The 22,508-nt window shown below is 71.6% G+C and carries 23 protein-coding genes; 14 read left to right on the forward strand and 9 right to left on the reverse strand.

The annotated features are described in order from the left end of the window. Window positions 1-38: 38 nt before the first annotated feature. Window positions 39-545 (reverse strand): protein-export chaperone SecB, encoded by a 507-nt coding sequence (gene secB / locus ACKUB9_RS18295; protein ID WP_407525079.1) that lies wholly within the window; start codon window positions 543-545, stop codon window positions 39-41. Between the two features lie 361 nt (window positions 546-906). Here secB and ACKUB9_RS18300 point away from each other — a divergent pair, with 361 nt between their 5' ends. The 9 genes from ACKUB9_RS18300 (at window position 907) to ACKUB9_RS18340 (ending at window position 10,995) form a co-directional block, all read left to right on the forward strand. Then, window positions 907-1,632, forward strand: coding sequence for a Tim44/TimA family putative adaptor protein (locus ACKUB9_RS18300; protein WP_407525277.1), 726 nt, complete (start codon window positions 907-909; stop codon window positions 1,630-1,632). Between the two features lie 21 nt (window positions 1,633-1,653). Then, window positions 1,654-2,856 carry a murein transglycosylase A gene (mltA, locus tag ACKUB9_RS18305; protein ID WP_407525082.1) on the forward strand — a complete coding sequence of 401 codons (1,203 nt, stop codon included), beginning with the start codon at window positions 1,654-1,656 and terminating at the stop codon, window positions 2,854-2,856. After that, complete coding sequence (locus ACKUB9_RS18310; protein ID WP_407525084.1) at window positions 2,853-3,428, forward strand: Smr/MutS family protein; 576 nt, start codon at window positions 2,853-2,855, stop codon at window positions 3,426-3,428. The genes mltA and ACKUB9_RS18310 overlap by 4 nt, the downstream gene beginning before the upstream one ends. A gap of 342 nt (window positions 3,429-3,770) precedes the next feature. Then, a complete protein-coding gene (gene rho / locus ACKUB9_RS18315; protein WP_238240808.1) occupies window positions 3,771-5,081 on the forward strand; it encodes a transcription termination factor Rho in 1,311 nt (436 codons plus the stop codon). 115 nt (window positions 5,082-5,196) lie between these two features. Continuing rightward, complete coding sequence (mnmE, locus tag ACKUB9_RS18320; RefSeq protein WP_407525087.1) at window positions 5,197-6,498, forward strand: tRNA uridine-5-carboxymethylaminomethyl(34) synthesis GTPase MnmE; 1,302 nt, start codon at window positions 5,197-5,199, stop codon at window positions 6,496-6,498. Window positions 6,499-6,600: 102 nt separating this feature from the next. After that, window positions 6,601-8,481, forward strand: a complete 1,881-nt coding sequence (gene mnmG / locus ACKUB9_RS18325) for a tRNA uridine-5-carboxymethylaminomethyl(34) synthesis enzyme MnmG (protein ID WP_407525280.1) — start codon at window positions 6,601-6,603, stop codon at window positions 8,479-8,481. Window positions 8,482-8,581: 100 nt separating this feature from the next. Further along, window positions 8,582-9,220, forward strand: a complete 639-nt coding sequence (gene rsmG / locus ACKUB9_RS18330; RefSeq protein WP_407525090.1) for a 16S rRNA (guanine(527)-N(7))-methyltransferase RsmG — start codon at window positions 8,582-8,584, stop codon at window positions 9,218-9,220. Next, on the forward strand, window positions 9,217-10,065 hold the full coding sequence (locus tag ACKUB9_RS18335; protein ID WP_407525092.1) for a ParA family protein: 849 nt from the start codon (window positions 9,217-9,219) through the stop codon (window positions 10,063-10,065). The genes rsmG and ACKUB9_RS18335 overlap by 4 nt, the downstream gene beginning before the upstream one ends. A 39-nt stretch (window positions 10,066-10,104) precedes the next feature. After that, a complete protein-coding gene (locus ACKUB9_RS18340) occupies window positions 10,105-10,995 on the forward strand; it encodes a ParB/RepB/Spo0J family partition protein (RefSeq protein WP_407525095.1) in 891 nt (296 codons plus the stop codon). A 10-nt stretch (window positions 10,996-11,005) separates the two neighbouring features. Here ACKUB9_RS18340 and holA read toward each other — a convergent pair whose 3' ends face one another. From holA to leuS, 3 genes are all read right to left on the reverse strand, one after another. Beyond that, on the reverse strand, window positions 11,006-12,034 hold the full coding sequence (gene holA / locus ACKUB9_RS18345; RefSeq protein WP_407525097.1) for a DNA polymerase III subunit delta: 1,029 nt from the start codon (window positions 12,032-12,034) through the stop codon (window positions 11,006-11,008). Window positions 12,035-12,041: 7 nt separating this feature from the next. Then, a complete protein-coding gene (locus ACKUB9_RS18350; RefSeq protein WP_407525099.1) occupies window positions 12,042-12,578 on the reverse strand; it encodes an LPS assembly lipoprotein LptE in 537 nt (178 codons plus the stop codon). A gap of 169 nt (window positions 12,579-12,747) precedes the next feature. Next, on the reverse strand, window positions 12,748-15,330 hold the full coding sequence (leuS, locus tag ACKUB9_RS18355) for a leucine--tRNA ligase (protein ID WP_407525102.1): 2,583 nt from the start codon (window positions 15,328-15,330) through the stop codon (window positions 12,748-12,750). A 217-nt stretch (window positions 15,331-15,547) separates the two neighbouring features. On the opposite strand from leuS, the gene ACKUB9_RS18360 reads away from it, so the two are divergent. Further along, window positions 15,548-16,231 (forward strand): YggS family pyridoxal phosphate-dependent enzyme, encoded by a 684-nt coding sequence (locus tag ACKUB9_RS18360; RefSeq protein ID WP_407525105.1) that lies wholly within the window; start codon window positions 15,548-15,550, stop codon window positions 16,229-16,231. Window positions 16,232-16,264: 33 nt separating this feature from the next. Here ACKUB9_RS18360 and ACKUB9_RS18365 read toward each other — a convergent pair whose 3' ends face one another. Continuing rightward, entirely contained in the window at window positions 16,265-16,465 is a 201-nt protein-coding gene (locus tag ACKUB9_RS18365) for a hypothetical protein (protein ID WP_407525108.1), read from the reverse strand. 191 nt (window positions 16,466-16,656) lie between these two features. Then, on the reverse strand, window positions 16,657-17,190 hold the full coding sequence (locus tag ACKUB9_RS18370; RefSeq protein WP_407525111.1) for a L,D-transpeptidase family protein: 534 nt from the start codon (window positions 17,188-17,190) through the stop codon (window positions 16,657-16,659). A gap of 189 nt (window positions 17,191-17,379) precedes the next feature. Here ACKUB9_RS18370 and ACKUB9_RS18375 point away from each other — a divergent pair, with 189 nt between their 5' ends. The 4 genes from ACKUB9_RS18375 (at window position 17,380) to dapD (ending at window position 20,544) form a co-directional block, all read left to right on the forward strand. Then, window positions 17,380-18,042 carry a 3'-5' exonuclease gene (locus tag ACKUB9_RS18375; RefSeq protein WP_407525114.1) on the forward strand — a complete coding sequence of 221 codons (663 nt, stop codon included), beginning with the start codon at window positions 17,380-17,382 and terminating at the stop codon, window positions 18,040-18,042. Between the two features lie 308 nt (window positions 18,043-18,350). Beyond that, window positions 18,351-19,037, forward strand: coding sequence for a response regulator transcription factor (locus ACKUB9_RS18380; protein WP_407525116.1), 687 nt, complete (start codon window positions 18,351-18,353; stop codon window positions 19,035-19,037). Between the two features lie 86 nt (window positions 19,038-19,123). Then, on the forward strand, window positions 19,124-19,582 hold the full coding sequence (locus ACKUB9_RS18385) for a cyclic nucleotide-binding domain-containing protein (protein WP_407525119.1): 459 nt from the start codon (window positions 19,124-19,126) through the stop codon (window positions 19,580-19,582). A 116-nt stretch (window positions 19,583-19,698) separates the two neighbouring features. Continuing rightward, window positions 19,699-20,544, forward strand: coding sequence for a 2,3,4,5-tetrahydropyridine-2,6-dicarboxylate N-succinyltransferase (gene dapD, locus ACKUB9_RS18390; RefSeq protein ID WP_407525121.1), 846 nt, complete (start codon window positions 19,699-19,701; stop codon window positions 20,542-20,544). Window positions 20,545-20,551: 7 nt separating this feature from the next. Here the strand turns inward: dapD and panC are convergent, their stop codons facing one another. The 3 genes from panC to ybaK form a co-directional block, all read right to left on the reverse strand. Next, window positions 20,552-21,412, reverse strand: coding sequence for a pantoate--beta-alanine ligase (panC, locus tag ACKUB9_RS18395; protein ID WP_407525124.1), 861 nt, complete (start codon window positions 21,410-21,412; stop codon window positions 20,552-20,554). Between the two features lie 159 nt (window positions 21,413-21,571). Beyond that, window positions 21,572-21,904 (reverse strand): hypothetical protein, encoded by a 333-nt coding sequence (locus tag ACKUB9_RS18400; protein ID WP_407525126.1) that lies wholly within the window; start codon window positions 21,902-21,904, stop codon window positions 21,572-21,574. 120 nt (window positions 21,905-22,024) lie between these two features. Continuing rightward, on the reverse strand, window positions 22,025-22,498 hold the full coding sequence (gene ybaK / locus ACKUB9_RS18405; RefSeq protein ID WP_407525128.1) for a Cys-tRNA(Pro) deacylase: 474 nt from the start codon (window positions 22,496-22,498) through the stop codon (window positions 22,025-22,027). Window positions 22,499-22,508: the final 10 nt, after the last annotated feature.

Raw genomic sequence — 22,508 nt, forward strand, 5'->3', positions numbered from 1 at the left:
CGCCCCCGGTCCGGGAGCGGCCGCGGATCGGTCCGCGCTCAGGCGAAGGGCTGGTCGCCCTGCGCCTGGGCCTCGGCGGCCTTCTGGCGGTAGAGCCCGACGAAGTCGATCGGGTCGATGTAGAGGGGCGGGAAGCCGCCGTTGCGCACCGCGTCCGCGATGATCTGGCGGGCGAAGGGGAAGAGCAGGCGCGGGCACTCGATCATCACCGCCGGGTGGATCTGGTCCTGCGGGATGTTGCGCAGGCGGAAGATGCCCGCATAGGTCAGCTCGAAGGCGAACAGCACGTCGGCGCCGATCTTGGCGTCGCCCTCCAGGCGCAGGTCGACCTCGAAATCGGCCTCCGCGAGCTGGCGGGCGTTGACGTTCACCTGGATGTTGATCTGCGGGCCCTGGCCCTGCTGCGGCTGCAGCGAGCGCGGCGCATTCGGGTTCTCGAAGGAGAGATCCTTGGCGTACTGCGCCAGCGCGTTGAGGGCGGGCGTGAGGTCGTCGGGCTGCGCCGCGGCGCCACCGTTGCCGTTCGGGACCGGGGAATCGGCCATGGTGGAGGTTCCTTCGAAAAGTCGTGTGAGCCAAGGCTTCGAGACCGCGCTGGCGCGAAAAGCGGCGCGCGCGGCGGCGGCGTTGGCGCTATCATGCCCGCTGCGCGCGAACAAGCTGAGGCCCGGCCCATCCTGCGGTTTGCCCCTTCCCCTGCGGCATGGACCAGCCGGCGGCCGGTCCGCTTCGGCCCGCCTGGAAGCCGCGGGGGCGTCCCCCCATATGAAGAGGGACCCGTTGCGGCATGCCGCAGGGCCGTGCACCGGCTCGCGGCTTGCCTTCCGGGGGTGCCGATGCCAAAGCCGATTGCACACGGCGTTCAGGCCCGGGCGGCGCGCGGCAGCCGCCACGATCGGATCGATGATGCAGGACTCCCTCGACCTTACGACCCTCATCTTCCTCGGGCTTGCGGTCTTCGTGATCTGGAAGCTGCGCTCGGTGCTCGGCCAGAAGACGGGCAATGAGCGGCCGCCGTTCAACCCGCTGATCCGCCGCCGCGAGGAGCCCCCGGCGACCCCCCGGGAGGGGGGCGACAACGTGGTGCGGCTGCCCGGCGCAGGTGCTGACCGGGCCGCCGCCGCGCCCGCCACCGCGACGGTGGCGCGCAACTGGAAGGGCGTCGTGGAGCCGAACTCGCCCGCGGCCCGCGGCCTCGATCAGGTGCTCCAGCTGGAGCCGGCCTTCGACCCCCGCACCTTCGCGGACGGCGCCAAGGTGGCCTACGAGACCATCGTGATGGCCTTCGCCAAGGGCGACCGCCGCACCCTCAAGACGCTGCTCTCCCGCGAGGTGGCGGAAGGGTTCGAGCGGGCGATCCAGACCCGCGAGCGCGCCGGCCAGACCGTCGAGACCACCTTCGTGTCCATCGACCGGGCGGAGATCGTCGGCGTCGACGTGCGCAACCGCGTCGCCCAGATCACCGTGCGCTTCCTCTCCAAGCTGATCACCGCGACGCGCAACGCGCAGGGGGCGGTGGTGGACGGCAGCCCGGAGACGGTGGTGGACGTGACCGACGTCTGGACCTTCGCCCGCACCCTCGGCAGCCGCGACCCGAACTGGCAGCTCGTCGCGACCGAAGCCGGTCAGTAGATCCCGGCCGGGTTCGCGCGCATGCCGCCGCAATCCGGCCTCCTCCCGGCCTGCGCCGGGCTGCTCCTCGCCCTCGCGCCGCCCGTCCGCGCCGAAATACTCCGCGTCGGCGAGGCGGTGCTGGAGCCGGTGCCGGTCGCGGCGCTGGCAGGGCTGTCCGCGGACGACCTCGGGGCGGCGCTCACGGCCTTCCGGGCCTCCTGCGCCCAGCCGCCCCGGCCCGTGCCGGCCGAGGCCGCGCCCGGCGCACCGGGCCAGGACCTCGCGGCGGCCTGCGCGGCCGCGCCCGCCGCTCCGGCCGAGGCGGGCCGCTTCTTCTCCGATCATTTCGACGCCTACCGGATCACCCGGCCCGCCCGCGAGGCGGCATCCGAGCGCCGGGCGGGATTCCTCACCGGATATTTCGAGCCGGAACTGCAGGGCGCGCTCACGCCGGGCCCCGACTTCGCCGTCCCGGCCCTCGCCCGCCCCGACGATCTCGTCTCGTTCGAGCCGGGCCAGACGCCGCCGGGCCTCGACCCGTCCCTGCGCGCCGCCCGCCGGAGCGAGAACGGCCTCGCGCCCTATCCGGACCGGGCCGCGATCGAGGACGGGGCGCTCGGGAGCCGGGCCAAGCCGATCCTGTGGCTGCGCGACGCCGTCGATCTCCTGGTGCTGCAGGTGCAGGGATCGGGGCGGGTGCGGCTGCCGGACGGGCGCGTGGTGCGCCTCGCCTATGACGGGCGCAACGGCCAGCCCTACACCTCGGTGGCCCGGCTGATCGTGGCCGGGGGCCACCTGCCGCTGGAGGGCCTGACGCTGGCGCGCTGGACCGGCTGGCTGCGCGACAACCCCCGCCTCGCCCGCGACCTGATCCGCCGCAACGCCTCCTACATCTTCTTCCGCCTGGATGAACCGCCCGCGGGCGCGCCCGGTCCCCTCGGCGGGGGCGGCGTGCCGCTCACCCCGGGCCGCAGCCTCGCGGTGGACGCCACCCTGTGGCGCTACGGCCTGCCCTTCTGGCTCGAAGGCCGGCTGCCGACGCCGGAGGGCGGCTCGGTGCCGCTGGCCCGCCTCGTGATCGCGCAGGACACCGGCTCGGCCATCGTCGGTCCGGCCCGGGGCGACCTCTACCTCGGCACCGGCGAGACCGCCGGCGCCGTGGCGGGGCTGCTGCGGGACGCCGCGCGCTTCACGGTGCTGCTGCCCAAGCCGGTCGCGTCGACGCCGGACGCTCCACGGTGACCGGACCGCGCCGCCCGCGAGAGCGCCGCCTCACGGCGGAGGAGCGCCGCCTCTGGGCCGAGATCGCCCGCCTCGTCACGCCGCTGCCGGGCCGGCCCGAGCCAGAACCGCTCCCCGCGCAGGCGGCCGCCCCGGCGGAGCCGCCCCCCTCCCCTCCGGAGCCGCGCGCGCCGGGCGCCCGGGCGGTGCCCCGCGGCCCGGTGCCGGTCCGGCCGGCGCTGCCGCCCCTCGCCCCGATGGAGCGGCGCGTGCGCACGGCCCTGCGCCGCGGATCGCGCGCGGTGGATGCGGCGATCGACCTGCACGGCCTGCGGCAGGCGGAGGCCCACGCGGCGCTGATCGGCTTCCTGCACCGCTCCCGGAGCGCCGGGCACACCTTGGTGCTCGTCGTTACCGGCAAGGGCGGCGCCGGGGACGATGCCTTCGCGGAGCGCGGCGTCCTGCGCCGCAGCGTGCCCCACTGGCTGCGCCTGCCGGACCTGCGCCCGCTCGTGCTCGGGTTCGAGGAGGCGGCCCACCACCACGGCGGCAGCGGCGCCCTGTACGTGCGCCTGCGGCGGCGCGGCGCCTGAGGCGGCTTCGCGAAAACGGGCGGCCGAGCGCCGAATGTTAATGCGACCGGCGGGCGAGCGGCTCGATACTGCGGGCGTGCCGGGGTGCTGGGACCGGCATTCGCGCTCGGGGGTCTTGAGTTCAGCCCAAGAAGCATCTATGTAAGGGTCTCCCTCCCCACAGTCAGGTCACGTCGCTTACGAACCGCCCGGTTCGACCCTCGCGACCTTCCGGGACAAGCAGGCGACCATCCGCAGCCGGCTTCCGGTGCGGCACTCGCCTTTCCCCTCTCCAGGCCACCCCACGGCCGAGGCGCTTCCCGACACGACTCTCTCCCCGCACCGCTCTCACAGCGAAATCCGATGATCGAAGACACCCTCGCACCGATCGAGACCTTCACCCCCCCGATGCGGGAAGTGAAGCTTCAGGATCTCAAGTCGAAGACCCCCACGGAACTGATCGCCTTCGCCGAAGAAGTCGAGGTCGAGAACGCCTCGACCATGCGCAAGCAGGAACTGATGTTCGCGATCCTGAAGCAGCTCGCTGCGAAGGACGTCGAGATCATCGGGGCCGGGACGGTCGAGGTGCTGCAGGACGGGTTCGGCTTCCTGCGCTCCTCGGACTCGAACTACCTGCCGGGTCCGGACGACATCTACGTCTCGCCGACCCAGATCCGCCGCTTCGGCCTGCGCACCGGCGACACGGTCGAAGGGCCGATCCGCGGACCGAAGGAAGGTGAGCGCTACTTCGCGCTCCTGAAGGTCAACACGATCAACTTCGAGAACCCGGACAAGATCAAGCACAAGGTTCATTTCGATAACCTGACGCCGCTGTTTCCGACGCAGCGCTTCAAGCTCGAACTCAGCGAACCGACCCGCAAGGACTTTTCGCCCCGGATCATCGACATCGTCTCGCCGATCGGCAAGGGCCAGCGCGCGCTGATCGTGGCGCCGCCCCGCACCGGCAAGACGGTGCTGATGCAGAACATCGCCCAGTCGATCACCCTGAACCACCCCGAGTGCTACCTCATCGTCCTGCTCATCGACGAGCGGCCCGAAGAGGTCACGGACATGCAGCGCTCCGTGAAGGGCGAGGTCATCGCCTCCACCTTCGACGAGCCGGCGACCCGCCACGTGCAGGTGGCCGAGATGGTGATCGAGAAGGCCAAGCGCCTCGTCGAGCACGGGCGCGACGTGGTGATCCTGCTCGACTCGATCACGCGGCTCGGCCGGGCCTACAACACCGTGGTGCCCTCCTCCGGCAAGGTGCTGACCGGCGGCGTGGACGCCAACGCGCTCCAGCGCCCGAAGCGCTTCTTCGGCGCGGCCCGCAACATCGAGGAGGGCGGCTCGCTCTCCATCATCGCGACCGCGCTGATCGACACCGGCTCGCGCATGGACGAGGTGATCTTCGAGGAGTTCAAGGGCACCGGCAACTCCGAGATCATCCTGGACCGCAAGGTCGCCGACAAGCGCACCTTCCCGGCCATCGACATCACCCGCTCCGGCACCCGCAAGGAGGAGCTGCTGGTGCCGCCTGACATGCTCAAGAAGACCTACGTGCTGCGCCGCATCCTCAACCCGATGGGCGTCACGGACGCGATCGAGTTCCTGCTCGACAAGCTGCGGCAGACGAAGAGCAACGCCGACTTCTTCGACTCGATGAACACCTGACGCGACCAGGGCGCCCTCCGGGGCGCCTTTTCTTTGCCGGCAAACACACGAGTATTCCGGAGCCGCCCGCTCGTGGCGGACCCGAAGCGCAGGGCCAAACACCCTTCGGATCAGGATGGAGACGATCTTCGCGCCCGCATCGGGCTTCGGCCGCGCCGCGGTGGCGGTGGTGCGCATCAGCGGGCCGCAGGCGGGCGCCGCACTGGAGCGGCTGAGCCGCAGGCCCCCTCCCCCGCCCCGGCGCCTGTCCCTGCGCGTGCTGAGCGATCCGGAGACCGGCGTACCTCTCGATCAAGCGCTCGTCGCCTGGATGCCGGGTCCAGCGACCTTCACGGGCGAGGACGTGGTGGAGCTGCACCTGCACGGCGGCGTCGCGGTGCGCGCGGCCGTGCTGGCGGCCCTCGGGCGCCTTCCCGGCCTCGCGCCGGCCGCGCCCGGCGCCTTCACCCGGCGGGCCTTCCTCAACGGGCGCATGGACCTCACCGCCGTCGAGGGCTTGGCGGATCTGATCGACGCCGAGACCGAGGCGCAGCGGCGCCAGGCGATGCTCCAGCTCGACGGCGTGCTCGGCCGCCGCGTCGAGGCGTGGCGCGCGAGCCTCCTCGACGGGCTCGCGGCGACCGAGGCCGCTCTCGATTTTTCGGACGAGGGCGACGTGGATGGCGACGCGCTCTCGCAGGTGAGTCTCGCGGGCCTCGTGCGGGTGCGCGACGAGATCCGGGCCGCTCTGGCCGACGGGCGGCGGGGCGAGCGCCTGCGCGACGGCTACACGGTGGTGCTCGCCGGACCGCCGAATGCCGGCAAGTCCACGTTGCTCAACGCGCTCGCCCGCCGCGACGCCGCGATCGTCTCGGCCATTCCCGGCACCACGCGCGATGCCATCGAGGTGCGATGCGATCTCGGCGGACTGCCGGTGGTGCTGGTGGACACGGCTGGCCTGCGCGAGAGCACCGACGCGATCGAGGCCGAGGGCATCGCGCGCAGCCGGCAGCGGATGAAGAACGCCAATCTGGTGCTGTGGCTCGCAGGCCCCTGCGATCCGATCGACAGGCCTCACGCCCACACGCTCGTGGTGCGCACCAAGGCCGATCTTGTCCAAGAATCGTCCGGCGCGGATCTCGCCGTTTCGGCCCTGACGGGCGCAGGCCTCGACCGGCTGCTCGATGCCCTCCAGGCCTCTGCCGCGACCGCGCTCGGCGAGGGCGACGCGGTGGTGACGCGCGAGCGCCAGCGCCTTGCCCTGGAACGCTGCATCGGCCATCTCGACCGGGCCGCGGCCGGGGCGATGACCCTGCCGCCCGAACTCGTCGCAGAGGACCTGCGGCTCGCCGTGCGGGCGCTCGGCGAGGTGGCGGGCCGCGTCGGCGTCGAGGAGATGCTGGACCGGCTCTTCGCGAGTTTCTGCATCGGCAAGTGAGGGCCGTGCTGCGACGGCAAGCCGATGACCGATAGCCAGCCACAGTTTCACGTGAAAACATCGCGCGTTGACGCGATCCTCGGCTCGGTCCACATCAACCTCATGCACCATCCTGCTTCTTCCGGCTTCGACGTCATCGTCGTGGGCGGCGGTCATGCCGGCGCCGAGGCGGCGGCTGCCTCGGCCCGCATCGGCGCCCGCACTGCCCTGGTCACACACCGGCGCGACACGCTCGGGGCGATGTCGTGCAACCCGGCGATCGGCGGTCTCGGCAAGGGCCACCTCGTGCGCGAGGTCGACGCCCTCGACGGGCTGATGGGGCGCGTCGCCGACCGCGCCGGAATTCAGTTCCGCCTGCTCAACCGCCGCAAGGGTCCGGCGGTGCGCGGGCCGCGCACGCAGGCCGACCGCAAGCTCTACGCCCGGGCCATGCAGGCCGCCATGACCGCGCTCCCGAACCTCACGGTCGTAGAGGGCGAGGTTCAGGACCTGATGGTGCGGGACGGCCGCGTCGGCGGTGTGACACTGGCGGATGGCCGCGCCATCCCCTGCGCGGCCGTGGTGCTCACCACCGGCACCTTCCTGCGCGGCCTGATCCATATCGGCGAGCACACCGTTCCGGCCGGCCGCGTCGGCGAAAGCCCGGCGGTCGGCCTCGCCCAGACCCTGGACCGCCACGGCTTCGCGCTCGGCCGTCTCAAGACAGGGACGCCGCCGCGCCTCGACGGCCGGAGCATCGACTGGCACGGCATCGAGCTCCAGGCAGCCGACGACGATCCGGTGCCGTTCTCGACCCTCACGGAGCGGATCACCACGCCGCAGGTCGCCTGCGGGGTGACCCGGACCACGACGGCCGGCCACGACCTGATCCGCGCGAACCTGCACCGCTCCCCGATGTACTCGGGCGGCATCACCAGCCGCGGGCCGCGCTACTGCCCGTCGATCGAGGACAAGGTGGTGCGGTTCGGCGACCGCGAGGGTCACCAGATTTTTCTGGAGCCGGAAGGCCTCGACGATCCGACCGTCTATCCGAACGGCATCTCCACCTCGCTGCCCGAGCCGGTGCAGCGGGCGCTCCTCGCCCTGATCCCGGGCTGCGGGCGGGCGGTGATGCTCCGGCCCGGCTACGCGATCGAGTACGACTACGTCGACCCGCGCGAACTCGATCCGACCCTGCAGACCCGGCGCATCCAGGGCCTGTTTCTGGCCGGTCAGATCAACGGCACCACCGGCTACGAGGAGGCGGCAGGCCAGGGCATCGTTGCCGGCCTCAACGCGGCCCGGGCTGCGGGCGGGCAGGCCCTGGCGGTCTTTGACCGCGCCGAATCCTACATCGGCGTGATGATCGACGACCTCGTCACCCACGGGGTGAGCGAGCCGTACCGCATGTTCACCTCCCGCTCGGAGTACCGCCTGAGCCTGCGCGTCGACAATGCCGACGAGCGGTTGACGCCGCGTGGGCACGTCCTCGGTTGCGTCGGGTCTGATCGCGCCCGCCACTACGCCGCGCATCAAACCGCCCTCGCCTCGGTGCGCGACCGGCTCGACGCTTTGAGCCTCACCCCGACGGAGGCCGCGCGTCACGCCCTCAGCGTCAACCGGGACGGGGTCCGGCGCACGGCCTTCCAGCTCCTGTCCTATCCGGAGATCACCTGGGACCGTCTGGCGGCCATCTGGCCAGAGCTTCATGCGGTGCCGCCCGCCCTCGCGGACCGGCTGCGCACGGATGCGACCTACGCCGTCTACCTCGACCGGCAGCAGGCGGACATCGCGGCATTCCGCAAGGACGAGGCGATCCACCTGCCCGCCTCCCTCGACTACGGCGGCATCCCCGGCCTGTCGAACGAGCTTCGCGTCAAGCTCGAAGGGGTGCGCCCGCTCACCCTCGGTCAGGCCGCCCGCATCGAAGGGGTGACGCCTGCGGCCTTGACGCTGCTCGCCGCCTACGCCCGCCGAGGCGAGGCGACCGCCGCGGCTCGCTGAGCGGTCGTACATCCGCCGAGCGGCCTCCCCACTACGGCGGTTTGGGTGACGCCGCAGCGAACGCCTCCGAGACGCATGCCCTGCAACACGACGAGAACAGATGCCCCTTCCGCGCGACCGCGATGCCATCCTGGCGCAAGCCGGTGTTTCACGTGAAACAGCCGCGCGTCTCGACCTCTACGTCGCCCAGCTCACCCGCTGGCAGAAGGTGAAGAACCTCATCGGTCCCTCGACCTTGCCGGAGGTCTGGAACCGCCACATCGCCGACTCACTCCAACTCTTCGACGCGGCCCCGCACGCGACGCGGTGGCTCGACCTCGGCAGCGGCGCCGGCATCCCCGGCCTGATCCTCGCCATCGCGGGGGCCGAACGGCCCGGCTTCCACGTCGATCTGGTCGAGAGCAACACCCGCAAGGGCGCCTTCCTGCAGGAAACCGCGCGCCTGACCGGTGCACCGGCCCGCATCCACGTCGCCCGGATCGAGACCGTCGTCGCCGGCTTCACCGAGGTGCAGGTCGTCTGCGCTCGAGCCCTCGCCCCCCTCCCCCAATTGTTGTCGTGGACCGCACCCTTGTTGAAAAACGGCGTCATCGGGCTGTTTCCGAAGGGTCGGGAGGCTGCCGCCGAATTGACCGCCGCCCGCGAAACGTGGACATTCGACGTCGACGTGATCCCGAGCCGGACCGATTCCGCTGCCGGAATCCTCCGCATCTCCAGCTTGAGCGGCCCACTTTCATGAATGCGGACCGAACCGAGGTGAAGGCGGGATCGTCCTCTCGCCCTCTTCGCATCATCGCGCTCGCCAACCAGAAGGGCGGCGTCGGCAAGACCACGACCGCGATCAATCTGGGCACGGCGCTCGCGGCGATCGGCGAGCAGGTGCTGATCATCGATCTCGATCCGCAGGGCAACGCCTCGACTGGGCTCGGCATCGACCGGCGCAAGCGCCGCCTCTCCACCTACGATGTCCTGGCGGGCGAGATCCCGCTGCTGCAGGCCGTGCAGGCCACCGCGGTGCCGCGCCTCTCGGTAGCGCCCTCCACCATGGACCTCCTCGGCCTGGAGATGGAGATGGCGAGCGCGCAGGACCGCGCGCACCGCCTGCGCCGCGTCCTCGAACCGGTGGTGAACGACGAGCGGCCCGAGGAGGAGCGCTTCACCTACGTGCTGATCGACTGCCCGCCCTCGCTCAACCTGCTCACCATCAACGCGCTCGCGGCGGCGCACGCCGTGCTGGTGCCGCTGCAATGCGAGTTCTTCGCCCTCGAAGGGCTGAGCCAGCTCCTGCGCACCGTCGAGCAGGTCCGGGGTGCGCTCAACCCGCGCCTCGCCATCCAGGGCATCGTCCTGACGATGTTCGACCCGCGCAACAATCTTTCGGCCCAGGTGGTCGCCGACGTGCGCGAGTTCATGGGCGACAAGGTTTACGAGACCATGATCCCGCGCAATGTCCGCGTCTCCGAGGCGCCGTCGCACGGCAAGCCGGTGCTGCTCTACGACCTGAAATGCGCCGGCTCCCAGGCCTACCTGCGCCTCGCCTCCGAGATCATCCAGCGCGAGGGGCGTCTCCCGGCCGCGGCATGAGCCCGAACCGGCGCGACATGACGAGACGAGGATAGACACATGGCGGACGAGACGGCCCGCCCGCGGCTCGGGCGGGGGCTCGCGGCACTGATCGGCGATGTCGGGGACGATCCCACCCCTGCCTCCGCCGACCGCAAGGGCCAGCGCCGGGTTCCGATCGAGTTCCTGCGCCCGAACCCGCGCAACCCGCGCCGCCACTTCGCCGAGACCGAGCTGGAGGAACTCGCCGCCTCGATCCGTACCCGCGGCGTGATCCAGCCCATCGTGGTGCGCGGCGTCGCCAAGGTTCCGGACGCCTTCGAGATCGTGGCAGGCGAGCGGCGCTGGCGCGCGGCCCAGCGCGCCGGCCTGCACGAGGTACCGGTGGTGGTGGTCGAGATCGACGACCGCACCTCGCTCGAATACGCCATCCTGGAGAACGTCCAGCGCGCCGACCTCAACGCCATCGAGGAAGCGGCCGGCTATGAGCGGCTGATGAGCGAATTTCGCTACAATCAGACCGAACTGGCCGAGATCATCGGCAAGAGCCGTAGCCATCTCGCCAACACCCTGCGGTTGCTGCAATTGCCGCCCGGCGTGCAGGAGCAGGTCGTGGCCGGCGCACTGACGGCCGGGCATGCTCGCGCACTCCTGGCTGTGCGGGATCCGGAGGCGGTGGCGCGCCGGGTCGTGGCCGAAGGCATGACCGTCCGCGAAGTCGAGGCCCTGGCGGCGGCCGAGCAGCCGGCTGACGGCGGCCCGCGGCCGGGCCGGCCACGCAAGCCGGCGCCCGTGAAGGACGCGGACACCCGCGCCCTCGAGCGGCGACTGGAGGACGTTCTCGGCGTCACGGTGTCGATCGAGCATCGCGGCGACGGTGGCGAGGTGCGCCTGCGCTACGGCAGCCTCGACCAGCTCGACGGGCTCTGTCGCCGGCTCGACGTGCAGTGACCCGACCGGATCAGGAGCGGCGCGCCGCGTCGAGGGCGAGGCGCACCAGCAGGTCGGCCGCGAGCGCGTGCGAAAATACGCCGCCCGCGCGGCGGCAGGCCAGCACTGCCGCCTGAAGGCGCGACACGGCGCGCCGCAGCGCGTCGGGCGACCAGCGGGCGAAGTGGGTCTCGACAATCTTTTGCCGGCGAAAATGTAGACCGCGCCAGCCCGCCACCAGCGCGCTCGGACTCTTGCCCTCGCCGTCGAGGCGCATCGCCAGCAGCGTCAGGGCGTGGCGCAGGGCCGTGCCCAGCATCACCGAGGCGTCGAGCCCTTCGGTCTGGAAGCGGCGATAGAGACGCTCCACCTCGCTCACATGGCCGGCGAAGGCCGCGTCGACCACCATGTTGAGCGCCGAGGCCGAGACGTCGCTCGCGATCGCCTCCACATCCTCCAGCCCGATCTCGGCCGTGCCGCGGGCGTAGAGCGCGAGTTTTTCGATCTCGCCGAGGCTGGCCCGCCGATCGCCGCCCAGGCTCGCCGCCAGGGTCTCGCGGGCCTCCCGGCTGATGCGCAGGCCGTCCTCCCTCAGGCAGCTGTCGATCAGCTCCGCCAGGGCACGGGCATCGTCCGGATAGCATGGAACGGCGAGCGCCTCGGAGGAGCGCTCGCAGAGCACGCGCAGCGGCGCCGACTTGGCGAGATCGCCGGCCTCCACGACGATCCGGCTGGCGGCGGAGCCGCCCTTCAGCACCGCCTCGATGGCCGGCGCGTAGTTGCGGCTGCCGGAGCGAACCCAGATCGCGCGCTGACCGCCGAACAGGCCCACCGTCCCGGCCTCGTCGATGAGCCGGCCGGGATCGGCGGCGAGAGCATCGCCGTCGAGCTTCACCAGGGCGAAAGGATCGGCGGGGTCGGGCACCGCGCTCTCGGCAAGGCGCCGCGCGCGCTCGGCCACCAGACCGGTATCGGGGCCGTAGACGAGGATGACGGCGATGCGCGGATCGGGCCCGCGCCGCAGCAGGCCCTCGACATCGCCAGGACGGATGGCGGTCATCGCCGCCTCAGGGCTGCGTGGCCAGGATCGCCGCGACGCGTCCCTTGATCTGGTCCGAGAGCAGCTTGGCCAGCCGGATCTCGGCGTCGCGCGCGGCCCGCACGCTGGCGAAGCGCTGCACCGACCGGTCGTAGGTGGCCGAGCCGGTCGCCGTGCCGTCCGTCAGCACCCGGCTGCCGTCCAGCGTGGTCACCTTGTAGGTGGCGGTGCCGAACAGGGTCGCGGATTCGGCCCGGCCGGTGACCGAGCTGACGATCGGCGTCTGCACCGACTCGCTCACCGCGAGCTGGAGGCGGTAGCGCTTCTCAGTGGGCAGGCCCGCGCCGTCGAGGTCGAACACCAGCTCGCTGCGCAGGTAATGGCCGAGGCGTTCCTGCCCCGAGGGCGTGGTCGCCGGATCGACCTGGATCGCGGCGAGCACCGCGCTCAGCGGAGCGCCCGAGGCGGTCGGTCCGTAGAGCGGCCGGAAGCAGGCCGTGAGCCCGAGCGTCAGGGTTGCCGCCAGCGCGAGCCGCCGCGCCGTCCTCGCCGTGCTGCCTGCCATTCCGGTCCGTCCTGCCTCGCCAGCACCCCGCCGCATAGCGGGGCGCTCGCCGACTGCCAAGGTTTTCTTCACAGGCCCGTTTCGGCCAGCCGACCGCGGCGGGTCCGCGGTCGCCACCAGCGTACCGGCTCCTCCTTAAGGAAGCTCTGCGGCGAGACCGTGGTGGGCGTCAGGCCACCACGTTCACGATCCGCTGCGGCACCACGATGACCTTGCGCGGGGCCTTTCCGTCGAGGACGCGCTGCACGGCGTCGAGGGCGAGCACCGCCGCCTCTACGGCTGCCGCATCCGCTTCCCGCGGCACCGTGACGTCCGCCCGCTTCTTGCCGTTGATCTGCACCGGCAGGGTCACGCTGTCCTCCACCAGGAGGTCGCGTTCGACGCTCGGCCACGCGGCCTCGGCGACGAGCCCGGGTCTCCCCAGCACCGCCCAGCAGGCCTCTGCGAGGTGGGGCATCATCGGCGCGAGGAGCTGCACCAGGATGCCGGCGGCCTCGGCGAGGGCGGCGCGTCCCGCCCCGGCGAGACCGTCCTGCAGGGTATTGGCGAGCTCGTAGATATGCGCCACGCAGCGGTTGAAGCGCAGGCGCTCGATGTCCTCCTCGACCGCGGCCAGCGCCTTGTGGGCCGCCTTGCGCACGGCGAGGTCGGCGGGCGGGGCGTTGCCCGTGTCGGTACGCTCGGCGATCTCGTTGACGATGCGCCAGACGCGCTGGACGAAGCGGGAAGCGCCCTGAACCCCGTCCTCGGTCCAGATCACGTCGCGCTCGGGCGGCGAGTCGGAGAGCATGAACCAGCGGGCCGTATCGGCGCCGTAGGACGCGATGATGTCGTCGGGATCGACGACGTTGCGCTTCGACTTCGACATCTTCTCGATCGGGCCGATCGTGACCGGCGCGTCGGTTTTCACGTGAAACGCCTGCCGGCCGCCATCGCCCGCGACGATGCGCACCTCGGCCGGCTGAACCCAGGCACCGGCCGCGTCCTTATAGGTCTCGTGGACCACCATGCCCTGGGTGAAAAGGCCCGCGAAGGGCTCGTCGGCGCCGCCCCATCCAACCTTGCGCATCGCCCGGGCGAAGAAGCGCGAGTAGAGCAGGTGCAGGATCGCGTGCTCGATGCCGCCGATATACTGGTCCACCGGCAGCCAGCGGTCGACCGTGGCCGCATCGGTCGGTGCCTCCGTCAGCCACGGCGCGGTGAAGCGCGCGAAGTACCACGACGAATCCACGAAGGTGTCCATCGTGTCGGTCTCGCGCAACGCCGCTCCGCCGCAGGTAGGGCAGGGGACCCGGCGCCACGCGTGGTCGCGCTCCAGCGGGTTGCCGGGCTGGTCGAACGAGACCTCCTCCGGCAGCGTCACCGGCAGGTCGGCCACCGGCACCGGCACCACGCCGCAGGTTTCGCAATGGATCACCGGGATCGGGCAGCCCCAGTAGCGCTGGCGCGAGACGCCCCAGTCGCGCAGGCGGAACTGCACCCGGCGCTGAGCCACCGGCGCGCCGCCGAGGGTCTCGGCCTCCAACCGGTCCGCCACCGTCGCGAAGGCCTGCTGCGCCGTCATCCCGTCGAGGAAGCGCGAATTGATCATCCGGCCATCGCCGTCATAGGCGGTGTCGGTGATCGTGAAGGTGGCGGGGTCCTGGCCGGGCGGGCAGACCACCGCGGTATTGCCGAGCCCGTACTTGTTGGCGAAGTCGAGGTCGCGCTGGTCGTGCGCCGGGCAGCCGAACACCGCGCCGGTGCCGTACTCCATCAGCACGAAGTTCGCGACGTAGACCGGCAGGGTCCAGGCGGGATCGAGCGGATGGCGCACCCGCAGGCCGGTGTCGAAACCGAGTTTCTCGGCGGTGTCGATCGCCTCCTGGGCGGTGCCCATGCGGTGGCAGGCCGCGATGAAGTCCTGCAGCGCGGGTGAGTTCTCGGCCAGCGCCCCGGCCAGCGGGTGGTCGGCCGCGACCGCTAAGAATTTCGCGCCGAACAGCGTGTCGGGGCGGGTCGTGTAAACCTTGACCTCCTCGGGCAGGCCCGCCGGCGGCGCGTCGAGGGCGAAGCGCAGCTCCAGCCCCTCGGAGCGGCCGATCCAGTTCTTCTGCATCAGCCGGACTTTCTCCGGCCACCGCTCCAGCGTGTCGAGCCGGTCGCTGAGATCCTGGGCGTAGTCGGTGATCCGGAAGAACCACTGGGTCAGCTCGCGCTGCTCCACCAGCGCGCCCGAGCGCCAGCCGCGCCCGTCGATCACCTGCTCGTTGGCCAGCACGGTGTGGTCGACCGGGTCCCAGTTCACCTTGGCGGTGCGCCGCGTCACCAGCCCGTCCTGCAGGAAGTCGAGGAACATCCGCTGCTGGTGCTTGTAGTAGGACGGGTCGCAGGTCGCGATCTCCCGGCTCCAGTCGAGCGAGAGGCCCATCGACTGCAACTGCGCCCGCATCGTCGCGATGTTGGCGTAGGTCCACTCGCGCGGGTTGACCTTGCGCTCCATGGCGGCGTTCTCGGCCGGCAGGCCGAAGGCGTCCCAGCCCATCGGGTGCAGGACGTTGAAGCCCTTGGCGCGCTTGTAGCGCGCCACCACGTCGCCCATCGCGTAGTTGCGCACGTGGCCCATGTGGATGCGCCCCGACGGGTAGGGGAACATCTCCAGCACGTAGTAGGTCGGGCGCGGATCGTCGTTGCGGGTGCGGAAGAGGTCGCGCTCGGCCCACACCGCCTGCCAGTGCGGCTCGGACTCCTTCGCGTTGTAACGTTCGGCCATGGGGACGTCTTTTCGGACCATGCGGCGCCGGCGGGGACCCGGCGTCAGAGGGGCAAGGGGAAACCGTCGCGGCGGCAAACGGTTGAGCTTGCCGGGCCCGGCGCCGCGGGACTAGGACACGGTTTGCCAGCCGGGGTCAACGGTTCTGCCGGCCCCCCCGGATTTGGCGCCAAGTCTGGCGATGTCCGGCGACGCGCTGGGTCGACGAGGAGGTCCCATGATCGAGCCTGATGGGGTTGCCGCCCGCCTCGCAGCGGTGCGGGCCGAGATCGCCCGCGCGGCCGTCGACCACGAGCGCGACCCGGCCTCCGTGTCCCTGGTCGCGGTCTCGAAGACGATCCCGGCCGAGGGCATCGTGCCCGCGCTGGAGGCCGGCCAGCGGCTCTTCGGCGAGAATTACGTGCAGGAGACCAAGGCCAAGTGGCCGGCCCTGCGGGCGCGCTACCCCGACGTCGAACTCCACCTCATCGGCCCGCTGCAATCCAACAAGGCGCGGGAGGCGGTGGAGCTGTTCGACGTGATCCACTCCCTCGACCGGCCCTCGCTCGCCGCGGCGCTCGCCCGGGAGATGCAGCGGCTCGGGCGCCGTCCGGTGCTCCTCGTGCAGGTCAACACCGGGGACGAGCCGCAGAAGGGCGGCGTGTCGCCGGCGGCGGTCGATGCTTTCCTGGCAGCCTGCCGCGATGAGCACAGCCTCACGGTCGACGGGCTCATGTGCATCCCGCCGGCCGAGGATCCGCCCTCGGCGCATTTCGCGCTGCTGCGCGCGATCGCAGCCCGGCACGGCCTGACGCGGCTGTCGATGGGGATGAGTGCGGATTTTCCGGCGGCGATCCAGATGGGTGCCACCCTGGTCCGGGTCGGTACGGCGATCTTCGGGACGCGGCCGGCGGTGGATTGAGGGAAGCGGCGCGGCCGCCTCGGTTCGTGCGCCTCAGTTCATGCGAAGGTGATGGATCTCGGCCCGGGCCTGCTCCAGGAAGCGCAGGCGGTCGTCGTCGGTCAGCGCCTCCGGATCCGCCCCGTCACCGCGGTAGCGGACGCCGTGATCCCACAGCGTGTTCTTCGGGCCTTCTGCCGCATGGATCTGCCGGGCCCGCACGATCTCGGTCGCGGTGTAGGCGTCGAGCAGCATGGGCGCCTCCCTGGAGTCTGATTTCGCTGTGAACTGGAGCGGACCATACAGAACGTCCAGGGGCCGCGCGAGTATGGCAGCGTTACCAATGTTTCGCCTTTTGGGCGAAGGTGCGTTGCGCCGCAGCACAACACGCGATGAGAGGAAGAAAATTCTCCGAAGATCTGTGTGCGTCTGCGAAGACGCGTGGGTCAGATCAGCAGCCGGGTGCGCGGTCCGAGCCGGCGCAGCAGGCGGATCAGGTCGGCCCGGCGCAAGGCCACGCAGCCCTCCGTCGGCAGGAAGCCCGGGCGCGCCACGTGCAGGAAGATCGCGCTGCCGCGCCCGCGGCGGATCGGGCCGCGGTTGTAGTCGAGATCGACCACGAGGTCGTAGAGCCCGTCCTCGCGCCACAGGCGCTCGGCGCTGATCCCGGCCGCGGGCAGCGGGATCGGGCGGTTGTAGCGCCGGTCCCGCGGGTCGTCGCACCAGCCGTCCCCCGGCCGGATCGGGCGCAGCGCGAGGCCGGCCGGCGGGCGGGCGCCGAAATGGTCGGGGCGGTAGAATCCACCGCGCAGGCGGAAGCGGCCGTACGGCGAGGCGCCGTCGCCCTCGCGCTTCGTGCGGGTGCGCCCCGTCTTGCCGAGCGCGCAGGGACACTGCGCCGGCCCGGCGATCAGGGTGCCGCGGGAGCGGTCGCGCACGCTGGCGCGCACGCGCAGGAGCGGGAGGGTGAGGCGCTTCATCCGCCTCTCATAGGGCGGGCGCCGCCGCGGCTCCAGCGCGAGCGTGACAGGAGCGCGCCGCCACGAGAGCAGTGCCCGATCGCGTTGCGATCGGGCACTGCTCTAAGCCCTTGATTTGTCGCATTTTCTACGGCGAACCGGCATCCACTTCGTCGGACAATGCTCTATCCTGCTCCTCGCGAGGCACCGATGACGCAGCACCGCCCCGGCGACACCCCCGACTGGCTCGGCTGGCTGCCGCCGCGGATCCTCGTCGTGGATGTCGAGACCACGGGCCTGGGTGACCGCGACCGCGTCGTGAGCTTCGGCGCCGTCGCCCTCGAGAGCCGCTCGCTCCTCGATCCGCGCCCGGCCCTGACCTGCCATCACCTGATCTTCGATCCCCAGCGCGCGAGCCATCCTCGGGCCGAGGCCGTGCACGGCTACGACGACTGGCTGCTGCGCCACCAGGAGCCCGCCGCCGCCCATCTCGGCACCCTCGCCGGGCTCCTCGCCGACACCGACCTGATCGTCGCCCACAACGCCGCCTTCGACCTCGGCTTCCTCAACCGCGAGCTCGCCGCCGCCGGGCACCCCGCCGTCGCCGGGCGGGCCTACTGCACGATGGAGGCCTATCGCCGCCGCGGCGAGGCGGGCTCGGCCTCCCTCGACGCCGTCTGCCGCCGGGTCGGCGTGCGGCGCACGACCCATCGTCACGGCGCGCTGGAGGATGCGTGGCTGGCGCTGCGGGTCTATCTCTGGCTGCAGGCCTGCCCGGTGGCCGTGGCACGGCCGGTGATCGGCCTGCCGACGAACCTGCGCGCGGCGCCGCCGCGACCGGAGGGTCCGCTGCCCCCGCGCGCCTCAGGGTAAGGATGCCCGGCCATCGCCGGACGTCGAACCGTGGACACGAAGCCGCCGGCTCTTGCCGCCGCACCGCGCTCCGCTACTCTGCGTTCTGCCAAGTGGTGGTCTCGTGCCGCACGTTCACTGCCGGCCGGGGCGGCCGTCCGGCGGGAGCGGGTTCCGAGCAGGTTCCGTAGGAAGTGCCCCGCGATTGCCCGACGAGACCCTGCGCCACGTCAAACCCCCCGATCGGGCGACGCATCGGCATGCCGTCGCGGGCCTGCTCAAGAGAGCCGGCGGCGTCCGCCTGATCGCGTCCCGAGAGTGCCGTTCCGATGTCGAACGCCCATCGCCTGCTCGTCGTCGATGACGACCCCTCGCTCCGCGAGACGCTCACCGAGCAGCTTGAACTCCACGCCGAGTTCGAGGTGGTGACGGAGGAGACCGCGCTCGGCGCCGTGGCGCGGGTGGGGGCGGAGCGGGTCGACCTCGTGGTGATGGATGTCGGCCTGCCCGACATGGACGGACGCGACGCGGTGAAGCAGATGCGCCAGAACGGCTTTCGCAGCCCGGTCATCATGCTCACCGCCCAGACCTCCGAGATCGACACCGTGATGGGTCTCGATGCGGGCGCCAACGACTACGTGACGAAGCCGTTCAAGTTCGCGGTGCTGCTCGCCCGCATCCGGGCGCAGCTGCGCCAGTACGAGGCGAGCGAGGACGCGATCTTCCAGATCGGCCCCTACACCTTTCGGCCCGGCGCGAAGCTGCTCGTCGGCGAGCGCGGCTCCAAGCTGAAGCTCACCGAGAAGGAGACCGCGATCCTGCGCTTCCTCTACCGCGCGGGCCGCCAGGTGGTCGGGCGCGACACGCTGCTCGCCGAGGTGTGGGGCTACAACGCGCAGGTCACCACCCACACGCTGGAGACCCACATCTACCGGCTGCGCCAGAAGATCGAACCCAACCCCGCCGCGGCCTCGATCCTCGTGACCGAAGGCGGCGGCTACAAGCTGCTGCCCTGACCCCCAACCGCGGCGTGGTGCGGCCCAGGCGGATCGGTTAAGCAGGCGCTCGACCGCCCCCGGGCGGCTGGGGGAGACCGGGGCCGTTGGCGCTCGACGACGACATCGCGATTCTGGCCGCCGCCCCGCTGTTCGGATTGATGAACCGGGATGCCCTGCGGCTGATCTCGTTCGCGGCCGAGCACCGCAGCCTGGACCCGGACGCGGTGCTGTTCGCCCGCGGCGACGCGGCGGATGGCGGCTACGTCGTCCTGCGCGGCACGATCCGCCTCGATCCGCGCCCCGCCTCCGCCCCGGCCGTCGAGGCCGGGCCGTCGAGCCTGATCGGCCGCACCGCCCTGTTTCTGACCCAGACGCGCCCGACCACCGCCCGCGCGGCCACCGCCGCCGAGGTGATGGTGATCACGCGCGCCCTGATGCGCCGCGTCCTCGAAGTCTTCCCAGACGCGGCCGCGGCGATTCACGACGAACTCGCGGAGGATCTTGCGAGCCTGACCCGGGACCTGTCCGGCAGCCGCGCCGCACGCCCCGACACCCCCGGCTGACGGCACCCGTGCCTCGGCCGGCACGCCGGCCCGAGGAATGCGGGCAGCGCCGGATTGCAACGCGATCGGGTGCTGCTCTAAGCAGACGCCCGACCTCATTCCGTTAGGATCCCGCCATGTCGCACGCCGAACTCGCCCGGACCATCGAAGCCGCCTGGGAGGACCGCGCGACCATCGGCGCGTCCACGCAGGGGACCGTGCGCGAGGCCGTGGAAGCGGCGCTGGCGCTGCTCGATTCCGGCACGGCGCGGGTTGCCGAGAAAGCCGGCACTGGCGACTGGCAGGTCAACCAGTGGCTCAAGAAGGCCGTGCTCCTGTCCTTCCGCCTCAACGACATGGCGGTGATCCCGGGCGGCCCCGGCGGGGCGGCGTGGTGGGACAAGGTCCCGTCCAAGTTCGAGGGCTGGGACGCGGACCGCTTCCGCGAGGCGGGCTTCCGGGCCGTGCCGGGCGCCGTGGTGCGCCGCAGCGCCTACATCGCGCCGGGCGCCGTGCTGATGCCCTCCTTCGTCAACCTCGGCGCCCACGTGGGCGAGGGGACGATGGTCGACACCTGGGCCACCGTCGGCTCCTGCGCGCAGATCGGGAAGAATTGCCACATCTCCGGCGGCGCCGGCATCGGCGGCGTGCTGGAGCCGCTCCAAGCCAACCCGGTCGTCATCGAGGACAATTGCTTCATCGGCGCCCGGGCCGAGGTGGCCGAGGGCGTGATCGTCGGCGAGGGCAGCGTGCTCTCGATGGGCGTCTATCTCGGCGCCTCGACCAAGATCATCGACCGCGCCACCGGCGAGGTGATGCTCGGCCGCGTGCCGCCCTACTCGGTGGTGGTGTCGGGCTCGCTGCCCGGCAAGCCGCTGCCGGACGGCACCCCCGGCCCCTCGCTCTACTGCGCGGTGATCGTCAAGCGCGTCGATGCCGGCACCCGGGCCAAGACCAGCATCAACGAGCTGCTGCGCGACTGAAGCACTGCTAAACGGCGATGTTGTCGATGAGCCGCGTGCGGCCGAGATAGGCCGCCGCGAGCACCCGGGCCGGGCCATCCACCCGGTCGAGGGGTGCGAGCGACTCCGCGTCGTTCACCGAGAGGTACTGCACCGGGCCGAAGCCCGCGGCCTCCAGCGCCGCACGGCCCTCCGCCAGCGCGGGCGCGGTCTCGGCCCCGCCGCGCACCGCCTCGGCGACGCGGGTGAGCACCGCGTGCAGCTGCGGCGCCACGGCACGCTCCTCCGCCGAGAGGTACTGGTTGCGCGAGGACAGCGCGAGCCCGTCCGCTTCCCGCACGGTCGCCACGCCCTCGATCACCACCGGGATGTCGAGGTCGCGCACGAAGCGGCGGATCACCTGGAGTTGCTGGTAATCCTTCTCGCCGAACAGCGCCCGGTTGGGCAGGGCCTGCAGCAGCAGCTTCGTCACCACCGTCGCCACGCCCGCGAAATGGCCGGGCCGCAGGGGGCCGCACAGACCATCGGTCAATCCTGCGACGCTCACCGTCGTGGAAAAGCCCGGCGGGTACATGGTGGACACGTCCGGCAGGTAGGCTGCATCCGCGCCCTCCTGCGCCAGCAGCGCCAGGTCCCGCTCGGTGTCGCGCGGATATCGCGAAAAATCCTCGGCCGGGCCGAATTGCGTCGGGTTGACGAAGATGCTCACCACCACCCGCGCGCAGGTGCGGCGGGCCTGCCGCACCAGCATCAGGTGGCCCTCGTGCAGGGCCCCCATCGTCGGCACGAGCCCGACGCTCTCCCGATCCTCGCGCCACGCGCCGACCTGCGCACGCAGCGTCGGCAGGTCCGTCAGGCGCGCGACGGGGGAGGGGGGTTGGGTCGACATCGGACGGCTCCAGGCACCGGACTCGCCGCGACCCTAAGCATCATTCGCCGAAGTGGTCACCGGTTCGGCGGTGAGAATGATGCGAAAGGAGGCGCTCGGGAAGCATGGCCCCGAGCGCTGCCTCCAGAGTCGGCGAACGCGATGGCGCCACCTCCCGACTCACCGGCAGACCCGCAGCCGCCGGCCGTAGGGATCGTCCGTCCCGAGCGGCGGCGTGAAGCCGTACTTGCTCGGCTTGCCGAGCCCGTAGGCCGAGCCGACGTAGCTCGGATCGTCGAGGGCGTTCGTCGGCACCCGGCCGTAGCCGGGCGGACAGACCGGGGGCGGAAGGGGAGGGGGTGGGGGAGGGGGCCGCACCACCTCGTCGCTGCGGGGAAAGTAGCGGATGACTGGATTGTAAGCCGGCTCAAGAAGATCTGCCGCCAGGGCGGACGGCGCCGAGAGCAGCAGCCACAGCAGGGCTGCGCCGCGGGGCGTTGCCCCGCACCCCACGGGGCTCCGCCCTCGACCCGCCGGGGTCGTCGACCCCGGACCCTGCTGTCGTCTATCCCGCCGCACGATCCCGCCACGCCTGAGAATCGGGCAATACTCTGCGGCCGGATGGTTAACGCTTCATCCCGTCACGGCCCCGGTGCGGGCGCCCAGCACGGCCACGAGGTCCGCGGGCGCCAGCAGGATCTGCAGCCCGCGCTGTCCGCCATTGACGAAAACCTGTGCGTGCCCGAGCGCGTCGGCCTCGACCAGCGTCGACACGGCGCGCTTCTGGCCGAGCGGCGAGATGCCGCCGACATGATATCCCGTCAGGCGCTCGGCCTCGGCCGGCCGCATCATGGCGGCCGTCTTGCCGCCGAAGGCCACCGCCAGCTTCTTCAGCGACACCTCGCGGTCGGAGGGCACCAGCACGCAGACCGGCTTGCCGTCCACCTGCGCCATCAGCGTCTTCAGCAACCGCCCGGGCGGAACGCCGAGCGCCTCCGCGGCCTGGAGCCCGATGCGCTCCGCGCCGGGATCGTACGCGTAGGCATGCACGCTGTGGGCGATGCCGGCCTTGGCGAGGACGAGGGTGGCACGGGTGGTCTTCGACATCAGCGATTGG

The sequence above is a fragment of the Methylobacterium oryzisoli genome (assembly GCF_046557895.1).
GTDB classification, from domain to species: domain Bacteria; phylum Pseudomonadota; class Alphaproteobacteria; order Rhizobiales; family Beijerinckiaceae; genus Methylobacterium; species Methylobacterium oryzisoli.